Source organism: Microbacterium sp. KU4F (genome assembly GCF_056868075.1).
Window position 1 is genome coordinate 2,384,044 of sequence record NZ_CP200324.1, and the last position, 19,926, is coordinate 2,403,969.

Consider the following 19,926-nt stretch of genomic DNA (forward strand, 5'->3'; position numbering starts at 1 on the left):
TCGTGCTCGCCAAGATGCTCGAGCGTCAGCCCGCAGTCCTGCTCATGGACGAGCCCACGCGCGGAATCGACGTCGGCACCAAGGCCGAGATCTACCGCCTCATCCGCCGCCTGGCGGCGACCGGCACCGCCGTGATCGCCGTCAGCTCCGAACTCCCCGAGCTCATCGGCATGAGCGACCGCGTCGTCATCATGCACGAGGGCCGCATCTCCGGACAGGTCGCCGCGGCGGAGGCCGACGACGAACTGCTCCTCTCCTACTGCTACGGAAAGTCAGAGTGACATGGCCACCACCACGGACCCCACGCTCACCACGCGCAGCATCGTGACCGCGCGCGCCGAGTCGTTCGGGCGCATCTTCCTCCACGGCGGCACGGTCGTCGCCCTCATCGTGCTCGTCGTCTTCTTCTTCGCGATGCGCCCCGATGTGTTCCTGACGTTCACGAACGTGAAGAACATCCTGTACCAGGTGTCGATCCTCGCGATCATCGCCGGGGCGCAGACCATCGTCATGGTCGTCGGCGACTTCGACCTGTCGGTGGGTGCCACGTCGGCGCTCGCGGGCGCGGTCGCCGCATCCATGATGATCAACGGCGTCCCCGTCACCGTCGCGGTCGCCGTCGCGATCCTGGTGGGCCTGCTCGTCGGGCTCGTCAACGGATTGCTGATCGCCTACGTGAATCTCTCCGCCTTCGTCGCGACACTCGCCACGATGACCTCCGTGGTGGGTCTCGCCTACCTCGTGACCGCGGGGACGACACTGTTCAACCTGCCGCCGGAGTTCAACTCCATGGGGCAGGGGAAGCTGTTCGAGATCCCGATCCCGGTCTACATCGCGATCGTCATCTCGCTGCTGCTGTGGTTTGTCCTGCGCTTCACGACGATGGGTCGGCGCTGGTACGCGACCGGCGGCAACGTCGAGGTCTCGCGCCTGTCCGGTATCAACGTACGGCGGGCTCGGCTCATCGCGTTCACGGCGGCCGGGGCGATCTCGGCGCTCGGCGGCGTGCTGCTGGCGGCGCGCCTCGGCAGCGCGAGCGCCGTGCAGGGCAGCGACAACATGATGTTCTCCGTCGCCGCCGTCTTCCTCGGTATGACGGTCGTCCGCTCGGGCGCCGCGAACCTCGGCGGCACCATGGTCGGCGTCGCGATCATCGGCGTCATGAGCAACGGCCTGAACATCCTCGGCGTCAACGCCTACGTCCAGCAGGTCGTCACCGGCCTCATCATCATCGCCGCGGTGACGCTGTCGTCGCTGCGGCACCGCGAGCGCTGACGCTCCGCATCCGCTTTCCCGAAGCGGTCGCCCCGCGACCGCGCACCATCACAACGGCACGAACACAAAGGAGTAACACGTGCGCACATCATTCAAGGCCCTCGCGGCCGTGGCCGCCGCAGCGGCCCTCGTCCTGACCGGATGCTCGTCGGGCGGCTCGGGAGGCGGCGGTGACGACAAGTTCAAGGTGATCGCCTTCACCTCCGGCAACCAGACCCCGGTGGGTGCCTGGTGGGTCAAGGCCGTGCAGGACAAGGCAGACGAGCTCGGCTGGGACCTCACGGTCATCCAGGGCGACTTCGACTTCCAGAAGATGAATCCCGCGGTCGAGAGCGCCATCGGGCAGGGCGCCGACGCGATCTTCGACGGCTACACCGACGTCGCCTCGATCGGCTCGATCGTGACCGCCGCCAAGGACGCGAACATCCCGATCTTCGCGATCGACTCCGCGACCGAGGAGAACGACGCGTTCGCGATCAACGTCACCGCCGATCAGCAGGGCATCGTCGATCAGACCGTCGGGGCGTTGGATGAGGCGCTGGGAGGCCTGAAGGGCAAGAACATCATGGTGATCGGGCACGACCCGCACCCCGGCATCCGGCTGCGGGCCAGCCTCGCCGAGAAGGCGCTCACCGCGGCGGGCGCGAACATCGCCGGCGGCGACATCCAGAAGGTGGCCTCCCCGGCGACGGGGCGCACCGAGGCGCTGTCCCTCGTCGCGGACTACCTGTCCGCGAACCCCGGCGGCCTCGACGGCGTCTGGGTCGGTTGGGACGACGCGGCGCTCGGCGCCGCCCAGGCCGTCAGCGAGGCGGGCTCGAAGGCGAAGGTCACCGGCGTCGACGCGACGAGCGAGGCGATCGCCGCGATCAAGGCCGGCGGGCCCTTCCTGGCGACCATCGAGCAGCCCTGGCCCAGCATCCTCGACACGGTCGTGGGGGACATCGAGGCCTACCGCAAGGACGGCACGCTGCCCTCCTCCCGCTTCGACGCGGTCGCCACGACGCTCGTGACCGTCGACAACGCGGACAGCATCACCCCCTCCGACAAGCTCGGTTGACCCCTCGGGGCGGGGTGCTGAGAGCACCCCGCCCCACCCCAGACATGGATGGAGGTCGCACATGCGACTGGAATCGAAGACCGCCCTCATCACGGGCGGCAGCAGCGGCATCGGTCGTGCGACCGTCGAGAAGTTCCTCCGCGAGGGCGCGAAGGTCATGATCGCCGACGTCGACCTGGCGCGCTCCGACCAGGTCGTGACGGAGCTCGAGGGCCTCGGCTTCACGGGCTCGGTCGCGGCCGTGCGCACCGACGTGTCCCGCTATGAGGATGTGGAGGCCGCCGTCGCCCGCACGGTCGAGGTGTTCGGCTCGCTCGACGTGATCTTCAACAACGCGGGGATCGCGGGCGGCAAGCCGCTGCTCGAGCACGACCCCGAGGTCGACTACGCGCCGATGATCCGCATCGATCAGGACGGCGTCTACTACGGCATCCTCGCCGCCGGTCGGCAGTTCCGGAAGCAGGGGACGGGCGGCGTCATCATCAGCACGTCGTCGATCTACGGCCAGCAGGCCGCTGAGCTCTCGTTCTCGTACAGCGCCGCCAAGGCCGCCGTCATCTCGTTCACCCGCTCCGCCGCCTACGAACTGGCGCAGTACGGCGTCCGCGCCGTCGCGATCACCCCCGGGCGCGTCGGGACCCCGATCATCAACCAGTTTAGCGAGGAGCTGCGGGCGACCTTCGCCGCCGAGCAGATGCGCAACGCGCTCACGGCCCCCGAGGAGATCGCGGACGTCGTGGCGTTCCTGGCCTCCGACGAGGCGAACGCCATCAACGGCACCGTCGTGAGCGTCGACGACGGCTACTCGGTGTTCAAGCAGCGGCTCGATCTGCCGGTGTTCTGAGGCGCGCCATGGATCTCGATCTCGCGTGCCACCTCTCGGCGATCACGCCCAGCTGGCCCCGGCGCAGCTCGTGCCCGTCCTGCACGACCTGCGCGAGATGGGTTACCGACGCGCTGTCCTCCCGCCGCTGGATGCCGCCTCCACCGACGTGGACGCCCTCGCCGATGCGTTCGTGCGGACCGGGATGCTGCCGATCGCCATGTGCGGCCAGGCTCCGGACGCGGACGTCTCCTCGCCCGACGTCGACGTGCGTCGGGCGGGGGTCGAGCTGCTGCGCGCGAGCGTCCGGTTCGCCGAGCGGCTCGGGGCCGACCAGCTGAACGGGGTGCCCTACGGGCTCTTTGGTCGCCCGTCGGAGCCGGTCGCCCCCGCCCTCCTCGCCGAGAGCGCGCGGGCGGTGGGGTCGGTGGCCGACGAGGCGGCGGAACGCGGCGTCCAGATGACCTTCGAGGTGCTGAACCGCTACGAGGAGGCGGCGATCAACACGGCCGCGCAGGCCATGGACTACGTCGCCGCGAGCGGCTCGGCCCACCTCGGCGTGCACCTGGACAGCTTCCACATGGCGATCGAGGAGGCGGACGCCGTGCAGGCGGTCCGTACCGCGATGCCGCGGCTGCGCTACCTCGAGCTCGGCCAGTCGGGCCGCGGCCCGCTGGAGCACGGCGCGGTGGATGTGCCCGCCCTCGTGCGGGAGGCATTGGATGCGGGCTACCGCGGCCGATGGGGCGTGGAGGCGTTCTCGCGGCCGCTGGCCGGGGGCGCCGCCGATGTGCTCTCGATCTGGCGCGCGCCCTACGCGGACGGTCTCGCCCTCGCGCGCGACGCGATCGGCGTCATCCGGCGCGGCTGGGCGGAGAGCATCCCGGGCCGCAGGTCACACCGCCTGGCCCGCGCGACGGGCTGAACCGGGAGCACCCCTCCCATTGCGCGCGGACCCCGCGTCGCTCAGGATGTATTCATACGTATAGGGCAGGGAAGCCCGGAAAGGTGACACCGATGTCGACCGCAACGCAGGACACCGCCACCCTGATCGATCCCGACGTCTTCGCCGGGCGCATCTACATCGACGGCGAGTGGGTCGAAGGCGGCGGAGGCGCCATCGCCTCCATCGAGCCCGCCACCGGCGAGACGCTCGTGCAGGTCGGGATGGCGGATGCCGCGGACGTCGCGCGCGCCGCCGCATCCGCCGCACGCGCGCAGCAGGAGTGGGCGGCCACGCCGCATCCGGCTCGCGCGGCCGTGCTGCGCAAGGCCGCGCAGCTATGGGAGCGGCACGCGGAAGAGATCATGGGGTGGAACATCCGCGAGGTCGGAGCCATCCCGCCGCTCGCAGGTTTCGCCCTGCACGTCACCGCGGCCGAGTGCTACGAGGCGTCGTCCCTGCCCTCGGCGCCGCTGGGCACCATCCTCTCCAGCGAGGAGCCGCGCCTCTCGCTCGCCCAGCAGATCCCCGTGGGCGTCGTGGGCGTCATCTCGCCCTTCAACGTCCCGCTCATCCTCGGCATCCGCGCGGTCGCGCCGGCTCTCGCGCTCGGCAACGCCGTGCTGCTCAAGCCCGACCCCCGCACGGTCGTGACCGGCGGTGTCTCGATGGTGCGCATCTTCGAGGAGGCCGGTCTGCCGAAGGGCATCCTGCAGCTCCTCCCCGGCGGCGCCGAGGTCGGCGAAGCCATGGTGGCCGACCCGCACGTGCGCGTGGTCGCCTTCACGGGGTCGACGCGTGCCGGGCGCGCCGTCGGAGAGCTCGCCGGCCGTCACCTCACTCGCGCGCATCTCGAGCTCGGCGGCAACTCCGCCTTCCTCGTGCGCGAGGACGCCGACGTCGACCAGGCGGTCAACCTGGCCACATGGGGCGCCTTCCTGCACCAGGGGCAGATCTGCATGACGGTCGGCCGCCACATCGTCCACGAGTCGCTCTTCGACGAGTACGTCGCGAAGCTCGCGGCGAAGGCGGACTCGATGGTCGTCGGCGACCCGGCCGCAGGGCAGGTGCACCTCGGACCCCTCATCGATGAGACGCAGCGGGACCGCGTGCACACGCTCGTGCAGGACGCCGTCGCCCAAGGCGCCCGCCTCGCGGCCGGTGGTACCTACGAGCAGCTGTTCTACCGCCCGACGGTGCTGGCGAATCCGCCGAAGGATGCGGCCGCGTACTGCGACGAGGTCTTCGGCCCCGTCGCCTCGGTGGTCTCCTTCGCGACCGACGACGAGGCCGTCGAGCTGGCCGCGGCGACCGACTACGGGCTGTCGTTGGGAATCGTCAGCCGCGACGCCATGAAGGCGTACGACCTCGCCAAGCGCATCCCCACCGGCATCGTGCACATCAACGACCAGACGGTCAACGACGAGGCGAACTCGCCCTTCGGCGGTGTCGGCGCCTCCGGTACGGGATCCCGCCACGGCGGTGCGCAGGCGAACATCGACGCCTTCACCGAGACCCGCTGGATCACGATGCGCCGCGAGCCCGGACAGTACCCGCTCTGACGCTCACGGATGCGGGCGGTCCCCTCGCGGGGTCGCCCGCATCCGTTCGTCGACGCGTCAGTACACGATGACCGGCTTGACCGTCACGCCGTGGTGCATGTCGGCGACGGCCTGCTCGATCTCGTCGAGCGCGTAGGTCTTCTCCAACAGCTCCAGAGGCAGCCTGCCCTCGCCGTGCAGCCGGGCGAGCTCCGGGATGAGCTTGCTGCGGCAGCGTGTCCCCCATCGTCACGCCGCGCAGCACCTTTCCGGTCAGGATGCCCTGGATGTCCACCGGGATCTCCGTGCCGGGAGGGGGTGCTCCGCAGACGAGCACCGTGCCGCGGATGGCGGCCGCGTCCAGGGCGCCGCGCGCGACGCGGGGGCTCGCGGTCGTGTCGAAGCTCAGGTCGACGCCGTGCCCGCCCGTGATCTCGGCGAGGCGCGCCGCGACGTCCTCGGTGCCGGCGTCGATCGTGTGGGTCGCACCGAGCCGGCGTGCGAGCGTGAGCCGTTCGTCGACGAGATCGATCGCGACGAGTGCGGCGGGTCCGCGGTGCGCTGCCGCCATGATCGCCGACAGTCCGACCGCGCCGGAGCCGTAGACCGCGACGGTGTCGGCGGGGCCCGGGTCCAGTACGTTCCACATGGAGCCGAAGCCCGTCAGGATGCCGCATCCGAGCGGCGCGAGCACCGTGAGGTCGGCATCCGCATCCACCGCGACGACGGAGCGCTCGTCGGCGATCGCGTAGGTGCCGAACGAGGACTGCCCGAAGAAGTGGCCGGCCACCGGGAGGCCGTTGCGGGTGATTGTGCCCGAGTCGTCGGGGCGCATCAGGCCGAAGAGGTTGCGCGCCTGCCAGGTCTCGCAGTAGGCGGGATGCCCACCCCCGCATCCTCTGCACGCGCCGCACGAGGTGAAGCTCAGCAGCACCTTGTCGCCGGGCGCCACGGAGTCGACCCCCGCCCCGACCTGTTCGACGATGCCCGCGCCCTCGTGCCCGATGATGCCGGGGGTCGGGAACGGGATGCCGCCGGCGATCACGCCGAGATCCGTGTGACACAGCCCGGTCGCCACGAGCCGCACGAGCACCTCGCGATGACCCGGCGCCCCGTACTCCACATCCTCGACCCGCAGAGAGCCGTCCTGCAGGATGGCCGCGCGGCCCGCGGTCACGCCGATGCTCCCGTCTCGAGATTGAAGACGATCGAATGGGTGCGCTGGTACGAGGCCATCGCCTCGGGTCCGTTCTCGCGCCCCCAACCGGAGGCCTTGACGCCACCGAACGGGACGGAGGGATCGAGCAGCGCCCAGCCGTTCACCCAGGTGATGCCCGCATCCAGGCGCGCGGCCACGCGGTGCGCCTTGGCGAGATCAGCGGTCTGGATGCCGGAGGCCAGTCCGTACGGCGTCGAGTTGGCGAGGGCGATCGCCTCCTCCTCGGTGTCGAAGGGCTGCACGGTCAGGACGGGACCGAAGACCTCTTCGGCCACGACCTCGGCGTCGTTCGGCACATCGGCGATCACGGTCGGGCGGTAGAAGAAGCCGCCGCCCAGATCGGCGCGCTCGCCGCCCGTGACGATCCGTGCCCCCGCCGAGCGGGCGCGATCCACCATCGCCGCGACCTTCTCGAGCTGGTTGGCGCTGGCGAGCGGTCCGATGACGGTGCCCTCATCCGCCGGGTCGCCGAACGGCACGTGGGGCAGAGCATCGGCGAGGATGCCCAGCACGGTGTCGTAGAGCGGGCGTTCGACGAGAAGCCTCGGGCCTGCCATGCAGAACTGGCCGGAGTTGAACACGAAGGCCGAGATGACCGTGTTGATCGCCGCGTTCAGCTCCGCATCGGCGAACAGGATGTTGGCCGCGTTGCCGCCGAGCTCGGCGGTGAACGGCTTCAGCGTGCGTCCGGCGATGGCCGCCGCGTGGGCGCCGATCTCCGTCGAACCGGTGAAGGCGACTTTGTCGACGTCCGGGTGGCCGACGAGGTGGTCGCCGAGGGTGGCTCCGGGCCCCGTCACGACGTTGAAGACCCCGTCGGGCACACCCGCCTCCTGCAGGATGTCGGCGATGATGAGGGCCGAGAGGGGGGTGTCGCTCGCCGGCTTGTGGACGACCGTGTTGCCGGCGATGAGGGCGGGGGCGATCTTGGAGCTCGAGAGGATGAGGGGGAAGTTGAACGGCGTGATGGCCGCGACGACCCCGATCGGCTCGCGCTTCACGTAGGCGTGGTTGTTGCCGGTCGTCTCGCGCACATCGCCGTCGAGATGGTGCCCGAGGCTCGCGTAGAACTCGTAGAGCTCCGCAGCGTTGTTGACATCGATGATGCGCGCGAACGTGATGGGCTTGCCGACATCCAGGCTCTCCGCCTGCGCGAGCTCCTCCGTCCGCTCGCGCATGAGCGCGTATGCGCGCTGCAGGATGCGGGCGCGTTCCCTGCTCGACAGGCGGGACCAGACGCCGGAGTCGAAGGCGGCTCGCGCGGCGGCGACGGCGTCGTCGACGTCGGCCGTCGTCGCTCGAGCGACGTCGCCCACCTTGCGGCCGGTGGCGGGGGAGACGACGTCCATGACGGCGCCGTCGGAGGCGTCGCGCCAGACGCCGCCGATGAACAGCTGCCCGCGGGAGGGCTCGCCGGCGCGGGCGACGGTGGATGTGGGATCGGTGAGGGTCATGAGGTACTCCTTCGGTGGGTGGGGTCAGACCAGCGCGCTCGCTGCGACGCGCGACAGCGCATCGACGAAGCCGCGCGGGTCCTCCTGGAACGGTGCGTGCCCGGTGGCGAGGCGCACGATCTCGGATCCGGCGCGCCCGGCGAGCGCCTGCTGGAACGCGGGCGGCACGAGCACGTCCTTCTCGGTGAGCAGGTACCAGCTCGGCTTCGTGCGCCAGGCGACCGCGGTCACGGGGTCTGTCAGAGAAGCGAGTGACTGCGGACGGAACATGTCGGCGAGCTGCTCGCCCGCCTCCGCAGGAGTGCCCGGCGGGAAGTCGGCGGAGACCATCGCGACGCGCTCCTCGCGGGTGGCGCCGAGGGTGACCTGGCCGCCCGCGACGTGCCACCCTGGTGGGAACTCGCCGCCGACGGATCCCCGGACGCTCTCTCCCGCATCCAGTGCGAACGCGGCGATGTAGACGAGTCCGGCGACCGCGGGATGGTCGCCGGCCTCGGTCACCGGCACCCCGCCGTACGAGTGGCCGACCAGCAGGACGGGATCCTCTGCGAGATCCAGGCGGTCGCGCAGCGCCGCGGCGTCGGCGGCGAGGGACCCGGTGGTACCTGTCGACGGCAGCTCGAGGGTCTCGACCGTCCACCCGCGCGACTGGAGCGCGGGGATGACGGGGGCGAACTCCCACCCTCCCACCCACGCGCCATGGACGAGGAGCACATGCGGGTTCTGGCTCATGTTCCGGTCTTCCTTGATCCGGGGAGCCGGGGTGCGGCGGCTCCGTGACGACGATGTCTGACGCTCAGTGTCGATCGGAGTCCGGAGCCGCGGTATCCGTAGGACTACGTAACCTCGCCCGCGACTGCGGCGCGGGTGGACTCGAACCACGCCGCGATCTGCGCGCGGGAGCCGAATCCGAGCTTGCCGAGGATCCGCTGCACGTGCGTGTCGACGGTACGCACCGACAGCACGAGTCGGTCGGCGATCTCGCGATTGCTCAGTCCCTCATGGATGCCGGCGGCGACCTCCCGCTCGCGCTCGCTGAGCCCGCCTGCAGCGCCGCGCGCGGATGCGGCGAACGACACCGCCTCGGCGGGGGTCAGGCGTTCGCCGACGGCGGCGGCGCGTTCGTATGCGCGGTCGCCGAGACGGGCGCGCACCTGGGCCACGCAGCGTTCGTGGTGGGCGGCCATCTGCGGCCCGTGCACCGCGATGTCGGAGCCGACGCGGCGCCAGCGGCTGCGTGCGGCACCCAGCAGTACAGCGGAGCGTTCGGTGGGCGAGCGGGCCGCATCGATCCAGCTCAACAGCTCGAGCACGAGACAGTCCCCGACGGGATCGTCGATGCCGTCCTCTGCTCGCAACGACTGGCGCGCCCGGGTCTCGGCGCGATCGAGCTCACCGTCGCAGAACGCCGACAGCGCCAGCGACCACAGTGCGAGCGAGCGCATCCACATCTCACCGGTCGCCTCGCTGTGCCGCACGGCTGCCTCAGCCGAGGCTCCCGCTCCGGGGTCGCCGAGGTGGCTCCGCGCCGTCGTGAGCTGGAACTGCGCGAGCAGTGCCTCGTCGGCGAGGCCCGCGCCGAGGGCGCCGTCGATCGAGCGTTCGAAGTCGACCACGGCCGCCGCGGGATCGCCGGAGAACAGAGCGTGCGTGCCGCGCCATCTGTGGGCCTCCACGGTGAAGACGCTGCGCTCCGGCTCGGTGACGGATGGGAGCAGCGCCTCGACATCGCGCAGGTGGAGGTCGGCCTCCTCCAGATCCCCCTGCAGCAGACACAACCATGCCGCCGTGATCGAGCCCCGCATCCATGGCACCGCGCCGGCACCCGGCAGAGCCAGCACACGCGTCGCCCACGCGCGGCCCTCGGGCAGGAATCCACCCACGCCCCAGTGGTAGCGCAGCGCGGCGAACATCACGAGCGCGGTGTCGGCGTCGACGGTCGTCGCGGTGCTGAGCGCCGCATGGAGCTCCGCCCGGTCGGCACGCTGGGTCGCGACGATGTGAGACTGGTCGGGGCCGTACCAACGGGCGTCGGCGGCCTCCGCGAGGCGGCGGTAGTGCGCGAGATGGCGATGCAGCAGCAGCGGCCGCGTCCCGTTCTCCTCCGCGCGCTGGCGTCCGTAGGCGCGGATCGTCTCGAGCATGCGGAAGCGGCCGCTCTCCCGGTCCGCTTCGACGACCGATTGCGTGACCAGATCGTCGACCACATCGACGATCTCGGTCGCGGTGAGCTCTGCCACCGATGCTGCTGCCGCGAGGTCGAAAGGGCCGCGGAAGACGCTCATGGCCTCCCACGCCCGGCGCTGCTCGGGGGTGCACAGCTCGTAGCTCCAGTCGACGACTGCTCCCAGGGTGCGCTGGCGGGCGACGGCGGAGCGAGAGGCTGCCCGCAGCAGCGTGAAGCGGGAAGACAGGCGCCCGTTGAGCTCGGACAGCGGCAGCGACCGCAGCCGGGTCGCCGCCAACTCGATCGCGAGCGGCAGCCCGTCGAGCGAGCGGCACAGCTCCTCCGCCACCGGTTGCTCCTGCTCCGACAGAGCGAAGGATGCGTCGGCCGCCCGGGCGCGCGCGAGCAGCAGGGCGAGCGCGTCGGAGGGGCGAGACGCATCGTCGGTGAGAGACAACGGAGGAACGGCGAACACCTGCTCGCCGTCGAGGTCGAGCCGGCGCCGGCTCGTCGCGAGGATGGTCAGCTGCGGGACCGCATCCAACAGTTCGTCGGCGAATGCCGCCACCGCGTCGATGAGGTGCTCGCAGTTGTCCAGGACGACCAGCGAGGGGGCGTCGGCGAGCACGTCGACGAGGAAGTCGAGGGGGTCGCGGGCGGAATGCTCACCGAGCGGCAGAGCCCGCGCGACGGCGAGAGGCACGCGGCGCGCATCCTGAAGGCTGTCGAATCCGACGAACCAGGTGGTCACCCCGGCAGCAGCGGCGAACTCGTTGGCAGCCCGCGAGGCCAGACGCGTCTTCCCGACACCGCCCACCCCGGTGAGCGTCACGAGGCGGCCAGAGCGCAGCAGCGTGCCGATCGTGTCGAGCTCGGCCTTGCGGCCCACGAACTCGCTGCGCGGTTCGGCGATCATCCAGACCCCTTCGTCTGCACCGATTATGCATCCCGCTGAATAGGAGGGGTGTCGGGATTCGCCCGCCGCCCGTGGATTACGTGATCTCACGGATAGACGGGACGCGCCGCGCCGGCGACAGACTTGCCGCGCCCGCCTCCATCGGTGGGCGACGCACCGTTCAATGACGAACCGGGAGTTCCCATGCGCAAGACCTTGCTGCGCGCCGCCGCCCTCGCCGCGGCCGCACTCACACTCACCGCCTGCTCCGCTACATCCGCGCCCACCGGCACCGCCGACAGCGAGGGGCCCATCAAGATCGGGATGGTCGTGCCGCTGACCGGCCCGTACTCCGCCCTGGGGCTCGGGGACAAGGAAGCTGCTGAACGCCTCGTAGAGGACATCAACGGCAAGGGTGGGGTGAACGGGCGTGAGCTGCAGCTGACGGTCGTCGATGACAAGACCGATGTCACCGAGTCGGTCAAGCAGTTCAGCCAGCTCGCTGCGGATCCCAGCTACTCCGCCATGCTCGCGAGTTCGTTCGTCTCGGCGGCAACCGCCGTGGGCGACGTGGCACGCACCCAGAAGATCCCGACCATCGCGCTGAGCCCCGTCGACGCCTTCGCCGACGGCAGCAACCGCTACGCGTTCACCTCCCCGCCCACGCCGTCGGTGTATGCGGGCGCGCTCGTGGACTACTGGAAGTCGGAGGGCGTCAAGACCCTCGCGATCACCTATGTCGGCGCCGACGTCTTCGGGCAGACGGGCGAGAAGGCGACCGTGGCGCTCGCGAAGGATGCAGGCATCGACGTCGTGCTCGACGAGCCGTACGACGCCGCCGCGACCGATTTCAGTCCGCTCGTGAACAAGGTCGTGCAGGCGAAGCCCGACGCATTCGTCGTGTGGGGGGCGGGCCCGGCTCCGGTGATCATCACGAAGCAGATCGCGGGCAAGGGGGTGCAGACCTACTTCACGGGCGCGCAGGCGTCGAACCTCTACCTCGATCCCGCTGGCGACGCCGCGGAGGGCATCATCGCCGCGACGACGGCCGCGATGGCGGGGGCCTCGCTGCCGGACAGCGACTACAAGACGCTCGTGATGGCCGTCGCGGAGCCCTGGCTCGCGGCGAACAGCGGCGTCTACCCGCCCGAGTTCGCGTTCGGCGGGTCGTCCGCGCTCGAGCTGCTCGCCGACGCCGTCGAGCGCGCCGGCTCCAGCGACCGGCAGGCGATCCGGGACGCCCTCGAGAAGACCGACTTGCTGACCTCCAACGGTCGCTATCGCTACAGCGCCGACGACCACATGGGCCTGACCTCCGACGCGCTGGCGATCATGACGGCGAAGGGCGGCGCCTGGGTTCCCACGGCGTACGCGACGAAGCGCTTCACGACCGATCTGCCGAAGTGACGGTTGTCGACGAGGAGGATGCGCGTGCTCGAACTGCATGATCTCTCCCGGTCCTTCGGCGGCGTGTTCGCCACCGACGGGGTGTCGATGAGCGTCGCGGACGGTGAGCTGCGCGGCGTGATCGGGCCGAACGGAGCCGGCAAGTCCACCCTGTTCTCGCTCGTGAGCGGACACCTGCGACCGCAGCGCGGCCGCATCCTCCTCGACGGCCAGCGCATCGACCGGCTCGCCCCGCATCAGCGCGCGCGCCGCGGCGTCGCGATCGTCTTCCAGGGCGCCCGGCTCTTCCCGGAGATGACGGTCTGGGAGAACGTCGCCGTCGGCGCCCACGCGCGAACCCGCGCGGGTGCCGCGGCTGCCGTTCTGCGGCTGCCGCGCCACCGGCGCGAGGAGGACGAGATCTTCCGCAGCGCGTTCGCGAGTCTCGAGCGCGTGGGCCTGGCCGACTGGGCCGACCGCGCCGCGGACCAGTTGCCGCTGGGGCAGCAGCGACGCATGCAGGTGGCGCGGGCGCTCACCGCCAGGCCACGGCTGCTGTTGCTGGACGAGCCCGCATCCGGGCTGCGTGCCGGCGAACGACGCGAGCTCGCCTCCCTCATCCGGAGCCTGCACGAGGAGGGGATCACCGTGCTCCTCGTGGAGCACGACGTCGCGATGGTCACTTCTCTTGCCGAGCGCATCACGGTGCTTGAGCTCGGCCGTGTTATCGCCGAGGGGGCGCCCGACGAGATCCGCCGCGACCCCGCGGTCCTCTCCGCCTATCTGGGGACGGAGGCGGCGGCGTGATGCTCGATGTCGAGGACCTCGTGGTCCGCTACGGCGGGGCGACCGCCGTCGACGGGGTCTCGCTGCACGTGGACGACGGCGAGATGGTCGCTCTCGTCGGCCCGAACGGTGCGGGCAAGACATCCATCGTGAGCGCGGTCTCCGGTCTCGTGCGGCCCGCCGCCGGGCGCGTGCGCACGGGCGGAGCCGTCGCACAGGTGCCCGAGGGGCGCCAGATGTTCGGCGACATGAGCGTCGAGGACAACCTGCGCCTCGGCGCCTGGCATCGCAGGGACAAGGACCCCGCGCACGTCTACGAGCTTCTGCCCGACCTGCAGCGGATGCGACGCCAACGCGCATCGACACTGTCGGGAGGGCAGCAGCAGATGGTCGCGATGGGGCGGGCGCTCATGGCGCAGCCGGATCTCCTGGTGATCGACGAGCTGTCGCTGGGGCTGGCCCCGATCATCGTCGGACAGCTCATGACGCATCTGGCGGAGCTCAACCGCACGCGCGGGACCGCCGTCCTGCTCATCGAGCAGGAGATCGGGCACGCGTTCGATCTGTGTTCACGGGCCTACGTGATCGAGACCGGAAGAGTCGCGCTGGAGGGTCCGAGCGCTCAGCTCCGAGAAGCTCGCGCTGTGCGGGAGGCCTATCTCGGCGGGTTCGAGACCCCGGAAACGGAGACGCCGTGAACGATCTGCTCGTCTACATCGTGTCCGGACTCGCCCTGGCCGGCGCCTTCGCGCTCATCGGCAGCGGAATCGTCGTGGTCTACCGCGTCACACACGTCCTCAATTTCGCGCAGGGCACGTTCGCGGTCTTCGGCGCCCTCCTCTCCTGGTCGTTGTCGAGCGTTCTCCCGCCCTACCTGTCGGTGCCGATCGTGATCCTCGTGTGCGCGGGAATCGGGCTGATCGTCGGGATCGTGGCGGTGGGTAGCCGACGCACGCCGCCGATGATCTCGCTGCTCATCACGCTCGGGATGTCGATGGTCGGCGCCGCGGTGATCATCCTGGTATGGGGGCAGGATCCGGTGTCGCCGCCGGGCCTGCCCGGAACCATCGATCTGCTGGGAGTCGCCGTCGAGTCGCAGCGGGTGCTGGTGCTGATCGTCGCGGTGCTGACGTTCCTCGCGCTGGGACTGTTCTTCGCGCGCACCGATCTCGGCCGAGGGCTCACCGCGGCGGCATCCAATCCTCGCGCGGCCCGCCTGGTCGGGATCGACACCCGCGCGATGGGGCTGATCGCCTTCGCGATCGCCGGCGCGCTCGGCGGTCTCGCGGGCGCGCTCATCGCGCCGACGACCGCGGTGTCGGTGTCATCGGATCTCCCGCTCGTGCTGAGCGGCCTGGCGGCAGCGATCTTCGGCGGCCTCCGCAGCCCGTGGCTCACGTTCCTGGGGGCGGCGATCCTCGGTGTCGTCGGCCAGCTCGTCGCGGGATACGCGAACGGGTCATACCAGACCCAGATCGCGCTCGTCATGATGCTCCTGATCATGATCGTGCGCGCCCGCAGCCTGAACGCCGAGGAGGCGAAGTGAACGACACCCGAGGGCGCCTCGCCCGCATCCTGCCGCCCGTCCTCGCCCTGATCGTGGCCTGCGTGATTCCGCCGTTCCTCGGCGACCTCACGTTCTTCGTGCAGACCGCCCTCGCGGCACTCGTCGTGGTGGGGCTCTCGCTGTTCATGGGGTACGCCGGCCAGACCTCGCTCGGCCAGGGCGCCTTCGTCGCGGCGGGCGGGCTCACGGTGGCCGTGCTCACGACGCAGTTCGGCGTGCCGTCGATCGTTGCCCTTCTCCTCGCGCCGGTCGTCGCGGGCGGTCTCGCAGCTTCTCGTCGGATGGCCACTGCTGCGGCTCCGCGGACACTACCTCGCGTTCGGGACTCTCGCCGTCCTGCTCATCCTGCAGACGGTCATGGCGACCGTGCCGCTGTTCGGCGGCGGGATCGGCATCTTCGGGATCCCGCCGCTCGCCCTCGGCCCCATCCAGGTGCAGGGTCAGCTCGCATACGCCTACCTCGCGCTCGCCGCGGTCGCGGTGGCGATGATCGTGGCGCGCAACCTCGTGCGATCACGTTTCGGACGCGGGATGCGCGCTCTCGCCGGGAGCGAGAGCGCGGCCGCGGCGAGCGGCGTCGCGGTCGCCCGCACCAAGGTGGCGGTCTTCGTCGTCGCGGGGTCGTTCGCGGGGTTCGCCGGTGCCGTCGCGGCTTTCTTCACGCCCTATGTCAGCCAGGACACCTATCCGCCGCTGCTCTCGTTCGGGTACGTCATCATGGCCGTCGTCGGCGGGCTCGGGTCGTTGTGGGGCGGTGTGGTCGGCGCCGTCGCCGTGAGCGTCTGGCTGCAACTGCTCAGCGCCGTCAGCGCGACACCGGGACTTCCTCCGGTGGTGGGTCCCGTTCTGCAGTACGCCGGCTACGGCCTCATCCTGGTCGTCTTCCTCCTGCTCGTGCCGCGGGGGCTCGTGCCGAGCATCGTGGATAGATGGCGTGCCCGCCGACGGGTCCGACGTGCGGTGCTCCGCATGAGCACGGATGTGGCGCAATGACGTGCAGTCAGGTTTCGAGGTGGCGCACAACGCCGTCGACGATCGTGGCGCGGACCGATGCGCTGCTGACGATGTCGGGACTCGAGGTGGTGGGATCGACCGAGAGCACCGTGAGGTCCGCTCGCATCCCGACGCCGACGCGTCCCTCCTGCCTACTCGTTCCCGCGGCGATAGCAGCGGACGAGGTATAACCGGCGAACGCCTGCTCCGCGCTGAGCCCTTCGTCCGCTCCGACGGGCGAGCCGCCGCCGTGTCTGCGGGTCTGCGCCTCGGCGAGCACATCACGCGGGTCGAAGGGGACGACGGGCCAGTCCGAACCGAGCGCCACGGTGACGCCGAGATCGGCCAGCGTGCGTGTGCGCCACGCGTGGAGTGCGCGCTGCGCCCCGAGCCGCTCGCTCCAATTGTCGCTGCCGTCGGCGCGGATGAACCGGGTGCAGTGTGTGGGCTGCATGCTCACGACCGCGCCGCTGGAAGCGACCTCGCGCACGATGTCGTCGCCGGTGAGCTCCAGGTGCTCGATGCGATGCAGCGAGCCGGGATGCGCGGCGCGCGCGGCGGCGATGGATGCGGCGGCGTGCCGCACGGCGGCATCTCCGATCGCGTGGGTCGCCGTGGGCACACCTGCCGCGGCGAACCACTCGATCGCTGCGGCGTATCGTGCCGGTGAGGACCACGTGCCGCGCACGGACTCGCCGTGGCAGTCGGGTTCGCTCAGCCATGCGGTGCCGTTGTCGACCGTGCCGTCGACGAACAGCTTCACTCCGTGGCGTCGCCACAGGCGCCCTCCGGTCCCTGTCGCGCGGGTGAGTGCATCCCAGTCCTCGACGGTCGAAGATGGGTCGACCCATGGATGGACGCGCAGGCGCAGCGGAAGTCGGCCGGAGCTGTCGAGCGCCTCGTAGAGCGGTGCCGGGTCGCCCTCGAAGTCCATGACATGCGCACCGGTCAGCCCCGCCGCCGACATCTCGGCGAGCCCGGAAGCGAGGCGCTCGATGACCGCATCCGGCGCCTCGGTCGGCACGATGCGCTCGACGAGATCGATGGCCTCGTGCTCGCGCAGGAACCCGGTCGGCACGTCGTCCGCATCCGCTTCAACACACGAGCCCGACGAGAACACACAACCGCGATGCACGCCGGCGCGCTCGAGGGCTGCGCGACTCGCGAGCGCCGAATGCGCGTCGAACATACGCAGCAGCATGGGCGCGTCGCCTACGGCATCGGCCAGGGCTGCGACGTTGGGCGTCCTGCCTTCCCACGCAGCGTGTTCCAGCCCCCACCCGAGGATCCACTCGCCGGGCGCGCGCCGACGCTGCGCGGCGAGCGTTTCGCGCAGTTCATCGATCGTGCGCACGCGCTGCAGGTTCAGACCGCGCGATACGCGCGCGGCGAAGACAGGGTGGGTGTGTGCGTCCACGAGTCCAGGCAGGACCGTTCCCTCCACGCGGATCGAGCGCGTGCCTAGACCTGTCCAGTCGGCCGCATCCCTCATGTCGCCGATCGCCGCGATCCGGCCTGCGGAGACGGCCATCGCCTCGCCGGGCGAGCCGTGGATCGCATCGGCGGTGATGACCAGGTCGGCGGCCGTCACTGCTCCGCCCCGCCGATGCCCGCATACGCCGCCGGTCGCGCGCGACGCAGGACCACGGCGAGCACGATGCCGAACAGGAGCGCGACGGGAGCGACAGCGATGATGATCGCGTTGGTCGTGGCGTCTGCGCCCGTGAGGATGCCGATGTTCGTGATGATCAGCGTGAGGAACGCGAGCATCAACACCCCGCCGATCACGCCCGCGGGCAGTGCATACCAGGAGCGCCGGATGTCTCGGCGGCGCAGGAAGAACACCACGACCGCGGCTGCGGCGAAGATCTGCAGGACGACGATGCCGATCACGCCCGGCGTGTTCACCCAGATGAGCAGCTGGAGGTAGGGGTCTGCGCCGATGGCGACGAAGGCGCCGACGACGACCACCGCGAGTGCGGTCTGAGCGAGTCCCGCCACCCAGGGCGTGCCCGCCTTGGCGCGGGTGGCGCCGAGCACGGGCGGTAGGACGCCGTCGCGGGAAAGGGCGTACGTGTATCGGTTGATGGAATTGTGGAAGGCGAGCAGTGCGGCGTAGACGCTCGTGACGATCAGCAGCAGGAAGACGATGGTCGCGGCGTGGCCGAGGCGGTTGTCGGCCGTTGCGAACAGGAAGTTATCGACACCGTTCTCGCCGACGAAGGCCTGCACCAGGCTCTCGCCGTGCGCCTGCACGAGCAGCCAGGTCATGACGAAGTAGAAGACGGTCATCGCGATCACCGCCACATACGTAGCGCGGGGGATCGTGCGGTCGGGCGTGCGCGCCTCGGCCCGGTAGAGGACCGTGGACTCGAAGCCGATGAACGCACCGAAGGCGAGGCCGAGCACGACGGCGAACTGCGGCGTGAAGACGTTCTCCGGCGCGAATGCTCCGGCACCGAAGCCTTCGGGGGATCCTCCTGTGATGAGGATCGCCACGCCGAGCACGGCGAGGGCGAGCGTTTCGGCTACGAGCAGCACGCCGAGCACTTTGGCGCCGACGTCGATACCGGTGAAGCCCATCGCCCAGACGCCGGCAATCGCGACGAAGGCGATGACGCCCCACGGTACGTCTATGCCGAAGACCGTGGCGAGCATCGCCTTCACGTTCACGGCGAACAGTCCGTAGATGCCGATCTGCATTGCGTTGTAAGAGACGAGAGCCAGAACTCCTGCGCCCAGCCCCACGATCTTGCCCAGCGCCTCGGAGATGTACGTGTAGAAGCCGCCGGTCTTGGTCACGTGCGAGGTCATCGCCATGAAGCCGACAGCGAAGATGGCCAGCGCGATACCCACCGCGAGGTAGGCGGTGGGTGCCGCGGGGCCGGCGATCAGGATCGCGAGGGGCGCTGTTCCCGCGATGACGGTCAGGGGCGCCGCCGCCGAGACGACGAGGAACGTGACCCCCCGCGCCCCGAGGGAATTCTTCTTCAGGGCGCCGACGGTGCCGGTGGTCTCCGCGGGTGCGGAGGTGGTGGGCGTCTTCCTTGACATTTCTCCTCCAGAGGATCAGTTATCTAACAGTGTTAGGCAGTATGTCGAGGGGGATGCGTCGCCGACAAGTACGCTGTGTAACTGTTCTGTTTCGGGGGTGAGTGTGGCGAGACCGAAGGCTTCTCGACTGTCGGTCGAGCGCATCGTCGATGAGGCGCTTGCGTTGTTCGACTCGGGGCGGCCGTTCTCCATGCGTGCGCTGGCTAAGCAGCTGGATGTGGCTGCGCCTTCGTTGTACTACCACGTGGAGGGTGTCGACCGCCTCGTCGACCTCATCCGTGATCGCATGGTCCGCGACGACAGTCCTCCGGCGCCGGATCCCGCGCGAGGCTGGCGCGATGAGGTGCAGGTGATCCTCGGCGCCGTGCATGCGGGTTACGCGAAGCATCCGCGCCTCGTGTCCGCGCTGGTGGGAACGCCGATCACCTCTCCGGTGGTGCTGGAGCTCTACGAGCGGTTGGCTGCAGCTCTCCGTCGCGCGGGCTTCGCGCCCGCCGAGGTCGCTGTCCACCTCGAAGTGCTCGACAGCTTCGCGCTCGGCGTCGCGCTCGAGCGTTCAGCCCCTGCGGAGGTATGGCGCATCGCGGACAACGATGGCGCTCTCGCGGAGGCGAGCCGCGCGTGGAGTGATCCCGATTCTCGACTCGACGCGGCATTCGCGCAGGGACTGGCCTCGTTGCTGGATGCGATCGAAGTGCGGGCGAGGTCCCGAGTCGCGGACGCGTGACGCCCGACACGGATTCAACGAAAAGCAAACGGGCGT

Annotated in this window: 18 protein-coding genes; 12 read left to right on the top strand and 6 right to left on the bottom strand. The window is 70.2% G+C overall.

Features of this window, described 5'->3' with window-relative positions; translation table 11 throughout:
- Positions 1-44: 44 nt before the first annotated feature.
- From AC1VNH_RS12175 to AC1VNH_RS12200, 6 genes are all read left to right on the top strand, one after another.
- Positions 45-281: a hypothetical protein gene (locus tag AC1VNH_RS12175; RefSeq protein ID WP_483112748.1), complete on the top strand. Its 237-nt coding sequence runs from the start codon at positions 45-47 to the stop codon at positions 279-281.
- A gap of 1 nt (position 282) precedes the next feature.
- Complete coding sequence (locus tag AC1VNH_RS12180; protein WP_243226510.1) at positions 283-1,275, top strand: ABC transporter permease; 993 nt, start codon at positions 283-285, stop codon at positions 1,273-1,275.
- Positions 1,276-1,354: 79 nt separating this feature from the next.
- Positions 1,355-2,335, top strand: a complete 981-nt coding sequence (locus tag AC1VNH_RS12185; RefSeq protein WP_483111647.1) for a sugar ABC transporter substrate-binding protein — start codon at positions 1,355-1,357, stop codon at positions 2,333-2,335.
- A gap of 61 nt (positions 2,336-2,396) precedes the next feature.
- Complete coding sequence (locus AC1VNH_RS12190) at positions 2,397-3,179, top strand: SDR family NAD(P)-dependent oxidoreductase (protein WP_234073889.1); 783 nt, start codon at positions 2,397-2,399, stop codon at positions 3,177-3,179.
- Between the two features lie 25 nt (positions 3,180-3,204).
- Entirely contained in the window at positions 3,205-4,083 is an 879-nt protein-coding gene (locus AC1VNH_RS12195) for a sugar phosphate isomerase/epimerase family protein (protein WP_483111649.1), read from the top strand.
- A gap of 92 nt (positions 4,084-4,175) precedes the next feature.
- The gene (locus AC1VNH_RS12200) at positions 4,176-5,663 is read left to right on the top strand and encodes a benzaldehyde dehydrogenase (RefSeq protein ID WP_483111650.1); all 1,488 of its coding nucleotides are present in this window, start codon (positions 4,176-4,178) and stop codon (positions 5,661-5,663) included.
- Here AC1VNH_RS12200 and AC1VNH_RS12205 read toward each other — a convergent pair.
- The 4 genes from AC1VNH_RS12205 to AC1VNH_RS12220 form a co-directional block, all read right to left on the bottom strand.
- A complete protein-coding gene (locus AC1VNH_RS12205; RefSeq protein ID WP_483111652.1) occupies positions 5,626-6,819 on the bottom strand; it encodes a zinc-binding dehydrogenase in 1,194 nt (397 codons plus the stop codon). The two genes, AC1VNH_RS12200 and AC1VNH_RS12205, sit on opposite strands and share 38 nt — an antisense overlap.
- A complete protein-coding gene (locus AC1VNH_RS12210) occupies positions 6,816-8,315 on the bottom strand; it encodes an aldehyde dehydrogenase family protein (protein WP_483111653.1) in 1,500 nt (499 codons plus the stop codon). Before AC1VNH_RS12210 ends, AC1VNH_RS12205 begins: the two co-directional genes overlap by 4 nt.
- A gap of 24 nt (positions 8,316-8,339) precedes the next feature.
- Positions 8,340-9,047, bottom strand: a complete 708-nt coding sequence (locus tag AC1VNH_RS12215) for an alpha/beta hydrolase (protein WP_483111655.1) — start codon at positions 9,045-9,047, stop codon at positions 8,340-8,342.
- 104 nt (positions 9,048-9,151) lie between these two features.
- On the bottom strand, positions 9,152-11,398 hold the full coding sequence (locus AC1VNH_RS12220) for an ATP-binding protein (protein ID WP_483111656.1): 2,247 nt from the start codon (positions 11,396-11,398) through the stop codon (positions 9,152-9,154).
- Positions 11,399-11,581: 183 nt separating this feature from the next.
- On the opposite strand from AC1VNH_RS12220, the gene AC1VNH_RS12225 reads away from it, so the two are divergent.
- From AC1VNH_RS12225 to AC1VNH_RS12245, 5 genes are all read left to right on the top strand, one after another.
- Entirely contained in the window at positions 11,582-12,784 is a 1,203-nt protein-coding gene (locus AC1VNH_RS12225; RefSeq protein ID WP_483111658.1) for an ABC transporter substrate-binding protein, read from the top strand.
- 24 nt (positions 12,785-12,808) lie between these two features.
- The gene (locus tag AC1VNH_RS12230; protein ID WP_483111659.1) at positions 12,809-13,570 is read left to right on the top strand and encodes an ABC transporter ATP-binding protein; all 762 of its coding nucleotides are present in this window, start codon (positions 12,809-12,811) and stop codon (positions 13,568-13,570) included.
- On the top strand, positions 13,570-14,247 hold the full coding sequence (locus AC1VNH_RS12235; protein ID WP_483112725.1) for an ABC transporter ATP-binding protein: 678 nt from the start codon (positions 13,570-13,572) through the stop codon (positions 14,245-14,247). The genes AC1VNH_RS12230 and AC1VNH_RS12235 overlap by 1 nt, the downstream gene beginning before the upstream one ends.
- Entirely contained in the window at positions 14,244-15,095 is an 852-nt protein-coding gene (locus AC1VNH_RS12240; RefSeq protein ID WP_483111660.1) for a branched-chain amino acid ABC transporter permease, read from the top strand. The genes AC1VNH_RS12235 and AC1VNH_RS12240 overlap by 4 nt, the downstream gene beginning before the upstream one ends.
- A gap of 249 nt (positions 15,096-15,344) precedes the next feature.
- Entirely contained in the window at positions 15,345-16,109 is a 765-nt protein-coding gene (locus tag AC1VNH_RS12245) for an ABC transporter permease subunit (protein ID WP_483111661.1), read from the top strand.
- Between the two features lie 7 nt (positions 16,110-16,116).
- Here AC1VNH_RS12245 and AC1VNH_RS12250 read toward each other — a convergent pair whose 3' ends face one another.
- Positions 16,117-17,700: an amidohydrolase gene (locus AC1VNH_RS12250; RefSeq protein WP_483111662.1), complete on the bottom strand. Its 1,584-nt coding sequence runs from the start codon at positions 17,698-17,700 to the stop codon at positions 16,117-16,119.
- A complete protein-coding gene (locus tag AC1VNH_RS12255; RefSeq protein ID WP_483111664.1) occupies positions 17,697-19,163 on the bottom strand; it encodes an APC family permease in 1,467 nt (488 codons plus the stop codon). Before AC1VNH_RS12255 ends, AC1VNH_RS12250 begins: the two co-directional genes overlap by 4 nt.
- Before the next feature lie 103 nt (positions 19,164-19,266).
- Between AC1VNH_RS12255 and AC1VNH_RS12260 the strand changes: the two genes are divergently transcribed.
- Positions 19,267-19,890, top strand: a complete 624-nt coding sequence (locus AC1VNH_RS12260; protein WP_483111665.1) for a TetR/AcrR family transcriptional regulator C-terminal domain-containing protein — start codon at positions 19,267-19,269, stop codon at positions 19,888-19,890.
- Positions 19,891-19,926 lie beyond the last annotated feature (36 nt).

What these genes read in the sequence shown, in the direction of transcription:
- AC1VNH_RS12190 (WP_234073889.1), top strand. Translation starts at nt 2,397, where the DNA reads ATGCGACTGGAATCGAAGACCGCCCTCATCACGGGCGGCAGCAGCGGC.
- AC1VNH_RS12220 (WP_483111656.1), bottom strand. Translation starts at nt 11,398, where the DNA reads ATGATCGCCGAACCGCGCAGCGAGTTCGTGGGCCGCAAGGCCGAGCTC.
- AC1VNH_RS12180 (WP_243226510.1), top strand. Translation starts at nt 283, where the DNA reads ATGGCCACCACCACGGACCCCACGCTCACCACGCGCAGCATCGTGACC.
- AC1VNH_RS12215 (WP_483111655.1), bottom strand. Translation starts at nt 9,047, where the DNA reads ATGAGCCAGAACCCGCATGTGCTCCTCGTCCATGGCGCGTGGGTGGGA.
- AC1VNH_RS12235 (WP_483112725.1), top strand. Translation starts at nt 13,570, where the DNA reads ATGCTCGATGTCGAGGACCTCGTGGTCCGCTACGGCGGGGCGACCGCC.
- AC1VNH_RS12210 (WP_483111653.1), bottom strand. Translation starts at nt 8,315, where the DNA reads ATGACCCTCACCGATCCCACATCCACCGTCGCCCGCGCCGGCGAGCCC.
- AC1VNH_RS12255 (WP_483111664.1), bottom strand. Translation starts at nt 19,163, where the DNA reads ATGTCAAGGAAGACGCCCACCACCTCCGCACCCGCGGAGACCACCGGC.
- AC1VNH_RS12175 (WP_483112748.1), top strand. Translation starts at nt 45, where the DNA reads ATGGACGAGCCCACGCGCGGAATCGACGTCGGCACCAAGGCCGAGATC.
- AC1VNH_RS12200 (WP_483111650.1), top strand. Translation starts at nt 4,176, where the DNA reads ATGTCGACCGCAACGCAGGACACCGCCACCCTGATCGATCCCGACGTC.
- AC1VNH_RS12225 (WP_483111658.1), top strand. Translation starts at nt 11,582, where the DNA reads ATGCGCAAGACCTTGCTGCGCGCCGCCGCCCTCGCCGCGGCCGCACTC.